This window comes from Kitasatospora sp. NPDC036755 (assembly GCF_040636595.1).
Lineage (GTDB): Bacteria > Actinomycetota > Actinomycetes > Streptomycetales > Streptomycetaceae > Kitasatospora.
In genome coordinates, this window is the sequence record NZ_JBEZUT010000512.1 from 1 (window position 1) to 4,142 (window position 4,142).

Genomic DNA, 4,142 nt, shown 5'->3' on the forward strand with positions numbered 1-4,142 from the left:
TCGTGAGCCGCAGCGTCGGCTCGGCCACCGGAGCGGCCTCAGGCTCAGCCTTAGCGTCAGACTTCCCCTCCGAGGCCTCCCCGGCCCCGGCCGTCGGCGGCGTCCAGCAGCAGGTCCAGGGCGTACGGGTAGCCGCTGCGGCGCATGTCGGCGGTGAGCAGGTGGGCGGTGGCCGCGATGTGGGGGTGGTCGGCGGCGTCGAGCCGGGCGTAGGAGGCCTGCCAGACCCGGAGGTCGGCGTTCTGGGCGGCGGAGGGCAGGGCGAGGGTGGCGGCGTCCAGGGCGGCGAAGCCGAGGCTCTGGTCGACGAAGGCGTGGTAGATCCGGACGGCTTCCTGGTCGGGGAAGCCCGCCCCGCGCAGCACGCCGAGGATCGTCTCGACGGCGGCGATCTCGTGGGTGCGGCCGGTGGTGCGGTGCGCGGCGAGGATCGCGGCCTGCGGGTGGGCCTGGTAGCTGGCGTGGATGCGCAGGCCGATGGCGCGAAGGTCGGCGCGCCAGTCCCCGGTGGGCCGCCAGTCGCGCTGGGCGCGGCCGATCAGTTCGTCGGCGACGGCGAGCAGCAGGTCGTCGGTGCTGTGGAAGTAGCGGTAGACCGCGCTCGGGTCGGCGCCGAGGGCCGCGCCGAGCCGCCGCACCGTGAGCGCCTCGGCGCCGTGCCGGCCGATCAGCCGGATCGCGGTGTCGACGATCAGCTCGGCGGACAGCACCACGCCCTGCTTGGTGGGGCGGCGCCGGCGTCGCTGCGGTTCGGGGACTACGCGGTCGGTCATGCGCCCGAGGCTATGCCGACACCGTTGACGTAGGCCAGATGCCGGACGCCCGGAGTTCAGTCCTCGGTCGGGGACGGGGCCCAGGCGGTGCCGTTGTGGAAGTAGCCCGGCGCGCCGCGCAGACCCGCGGTGCGGAACGGCTTGCCGTTGTCGTCCACGGTCAGGGTGCTCTGCTCGCCGCCGCTGCTCCACACCAGGTCGAGGTACCAGCTGACGTCCTGGGAGCGGGTGGTGGCGTCCACCTCGATCACCTGGGGGTCGCTGTTCGAGACCCGGTACGGGAAGTCGGTCGGCGCGGTCTTCCGGGTGCCCTCCCGGCCCGGGGCGGGGACGGCCCGCGGCGGCGTCGCGTCGAGGTCCACCGCGAAGGAGGCCGGGGTGAGCTCGCCGCCGCAGCCGGACCCCGGGGTGTAGGCGTTCCCCTTGGGGGCGGGCCGGGCGCTGACCACGTGCACGTTGACCCCGAGCAGGACGACGGGCGTGGCGCTGGTGCCCTGGGCGGCCAGCTGGAGCCGCAGGTGGCCGGCCGGGACGGCCTGCTGGGCGGCCGCCCAGCTCTGGATCCGGGCGGTGCTGTCCGGGGGCGGACTCACCTTGGCGGGGGTGCGGGGGGAGAGGAACCACTGGCCGCAGGGGCTGCCCCAGTTGTCGGTGAGGACGTTGACGTGGAAGGGGGCGGGAATCCGCTCGGGGGTCGCCGAGGCGGTCGGCGCCGGGGTGGTCTCGGGCGGGGTGGTCTCGAACGGGATGGTCTCGGGCGGGGCGGTCGCGGACGGCGCGGCGGTGGACGGCGCGGCCGCCGGGGGAGCCGTCACGCCGGTGCCGGCGGGCGCGGTGCCGGTGGGCACGGTGGCCGCGGACGAGGGGACGGCCGCCGAGGGGCCCGGCGTGCCGCCCGCGTTGTGCAGGACGAGGGCCGAGACCGCGGCGGCCAGCACGGCCACGGCGGTCGCGCTCAGCAGCATCCGCCTGCGGGCGCGGCGGCCCGGTTCGGCGGACGGGGGTGCGTGGGGTACGGGGGACACGGTCTTCACCTCCTCCAGCACGACGTCGGTCTCGGACACGGGCTCAGCCGTGGGCCCAGGCGCGGATTCCGACAGGGGCTTCGGCACGGACCCCGCTGCGGGCTCCGGCGCGGGCGACGGCGCCGAGGCGGCCCGGGCACCCGGCGAGGAGGACTCCCGGCGTCGGGCCGCGTCGGCCAGGATCCAGCGGCGGTGCAGCTCGACCAGTTCCTCGGCGCCTGCCCCGCAGGCCCGGGCCAGCCGCTCCACCGGCGCGTACTCGGCGGGCACGGCGGCGCCGTTGCAGTAGCGGTGCAGGGTGGAGGTGCTGACGTGCAGCCGGGTGGCCAGGGCGCCGTAGCTGCGGCCCGAACGCTCCTTGAGTTCGCGCAGCATCGCCGCGAACGCCTCGGTCTCCACACTCATCCGCTGCCCTTCCCCCCACCCCGGTCCGGCCCGGGGTGCCGTCGATCCGCGGATCACGGTACCGGGCGCGGCGGGAGGGCGTCGGGGCAGGTCAGCCCCGGCCGGCGGTGGCCGCGGAGGCGGCGGCCTCCGCGACGTCGCGGCCGTACAGGCCGAGCTTCGGCCGGCCCGCCTTCGCGCCGGCGCCGAGCGGGAAGTTGCGGGTGTCGGCGGCGGGCATGTGGTCGCCGTCGGGCAGGACGTTCAGCTGGTCCACCTCGGACCCGCCGCCGCCGGGGTTGAGGTCCAGCACCGCGTACGCGGTCCGGCCGGCGGCCAGGGCGTAGGCCGGGGGGCCGCCCAGACCGCCGGGGAGGAGCGGCGTCAGGTCCTTGGCGCGGTCGGCGGCCTTCGCGCTGCCGAGGCTGACGAGCGGGTGGTAGCTCAGCCCGCAGGAGGTGGTGCCCTGGTTGCGCACCTCGATCACCCGCTGGGTGGGCGCTTCGGTCCGGGCGGTCACCTTGACCGTCAGCTGCTCGGCCTCGCAGGGGTGGCTGTAGGCGTAGGCCTCGTCGCCGCCGGCCGCGGCCCCGCCGCCGGTTCCGGGGGCCGCGGGGGCGGTCGGCGCCGAGGACGACCTGGGGCGGGCGGAGCCGGTGCCGGCGGGTGCGGCGGAAGGGGCGGAGGGGGCGCCGACGGTCGGCTGGCCGGCGGGTGCGGTGGCCCCGGGCGCGGCCGCCGCGGCGGATCCGGCGGACTGCGCGGGCCGGGCCGCGTCGCCGCCGTCGGTCCCGCAGGCCGTCAGGGCGAGAGCGGCGCCCAGGGCGAGGGCGGCCGGGACGAACAGGGCGCGGCGGGCGGGCACGGCACGGCGAGCGGACATGGTGGTTCCCCCGTAACGGATGCGGATGAGGAGTGGACGGGGCGGCGGGCCATCGGCGCCGACCGCCGGGCAGAACTCTGGTCCGCCGTCCGTCCGGTCCGCCAGGCTTCCCGGCCGAACCGGGACGCTGGAACGGTTCCACCCCCTGTGACCTGCGGTTTCGTCCTCGCCTGGAACGGCCTCGTGGAACGTCGCGGAGCCTTCGGCGGGAGCCGGGGAGCCCCGGGGGCCGTCGCGGTGGGGTGAAGCGTGGGAAAGGAGGGAACTGCTGTGTCGTCAGATGTGATCAGCCGGAACGGATGGGAGAACCACGGTGATACTGGTCGTGTTCAGGTCGCGTTTCTCGGAGCAGGTCGACGACGAGTACCGGACGACGGACGATTACCTCGCCGAGAAGGCGCGCGCGGCCTACGGCGAGGACATCGCCCTGGTCAGGACCTACGAGGCCGAGGACGGCGAACGTCTGACCCTGATGTGGTGGCGCGACCCGGAGTCGCTGGCGCGCTGGCGCGTCGACCTGGAGCACCGGAACGCCCAGCGGAAGGGCCGGGACACCTGGTACTCCTTCTACGAGTTGAGCGTCACCGAGGTGCTCCGGACCGGCTCGACCCTGCCGCCGGAGGCGTACCCGGCGCCCTGACCCCGGGGCGCCCCGTCCGGCGGCCGCCCGCCGGTCGTTCCCGGCTCGGGGCGCCCGGGCGGGCCTCGGTACGATCCCTGTATGGGTGGTGCGCGGGAAGAGGCCTGGGACGCCGACGCGGCGGAGCGGGCGGTGGCGGTGCTGAAGGCGGTGGCGGACCCGTCGCGGTACCGGCTGCTGTGGGCGCTGAGCCGGCGGGAGCTGCCGGTGAGCGAGCTGGCCGAACTGCTGGGGGCGCACGTGGCGGCGACCTCGCAGCACCTGGCGAAGCTGCGGGCGGCCGGGCTGGTGGTGGCACGGCGGGAGGGCACGCGGATCTTCTACCGGGCCACCGAGGTGCGCGGGCTGCTCACCGAGGCCGCGCTGATCGCCCACGACCTGCCCGACCGCCGCCGCCGAGACCGACGCCGACTCCGACGCCGCTTCCGAAGAGGAGG

5 protein-coding genes are annotated in these 4,142 nt (G+C 76.4%); 2 read left to right on the top strand and 3 right to left on the bottom strand.

All coding sequences use genetic code 11. The features are described from left to right. Positions 1–56: 56 nt before the first annotated feature. From AB0E96_RS38985 to AB0E96_RS38995, 3 genes are all read right to left on the bottom strand, one after another. Positions 57–773, bottom strand: coding sequence for a TetR/AcrR family transcriptional regulator (locus AB0E96_RS38985; RefSeq protein ID WP_359831260.1), 717 nt, complete (start codon positions 771–773; stop codon positions 57–59). Positions 774–829: 56 nt separating this feature from the next. Then, complete coding sequence (locus tag AB0E96_RS38990) at positions 830–2,203, bottom strand: helix-turn-helix transcriptional regulator (protein WP_359831262.1); 1,374 nt, start codon at positions 2,201–2,203, stop codon at positions 830–832. Positions 2,204–2,294: 91 nt separating this feature from the next. After that, on the bottom strand, positions 2,295–3,065 hold the full coding sequence (locus AB0E96_RS38995) for a DUF4232 domain-containing protein (protein ID WP_359831264.1): 771 nt from the start codon (positions 3,063–3,065) through the stop codon (positions 2,295–2,297). Positions 3,066–3,390: 325 nt separating this feature from the next. Here AB0E96_RS38995 and AB0E96_RS39000 point away from each other — a divergent pair, with 325 nt between their 5' ends. Next, positions 3,391–3,705: an antibiotic biosynthesis monooxygenase gene (locus tag AB0E96_RS39000; protein ID WP_359831266.1), complete on the top strand. Its 315-nt coding sequence runs from the start codon at positions 3,391–3,393 to the stop codon at positions 3,703–3,705. Between the two features lie 81 nt (positions 3,706–3,786). Continuing rightward, positions 3,787–4,142: metalloregulator ArsR/SmtB family transcription factor (locus tag AB0E96_RS39005; protein WP_359831268.1), on the top strand; the 356-nt coding region annotated here is incomplete at its 3' end.

Excerpts from the sequence above, each read along its gene's own strand:
- AB0E96_RS38985 (WP_359831260.1), bottom strand. The coding sequence starts at position 773 with ATGACCGACCGCGTAGTCCCCGAACCGCAGCGACGCCGGCGCCGCCCC.
- AB0E96_RS38990 (WP_359831262.1), bottom strand. The coding sequence starts at position 2,203 with ATGAGTGTGGAGACCGAGGCGTTCGCGGCGATGCTGCGCGAACTCAAG.
- AB0E96_RS38995 (WP_359831264.1), bottom strand. The coding sequence starts at position 3,065 with ATGTCCGCTCGCCGTGCCGTGCCCGCCCGCCGCGCCCTGTTCGTCCCG.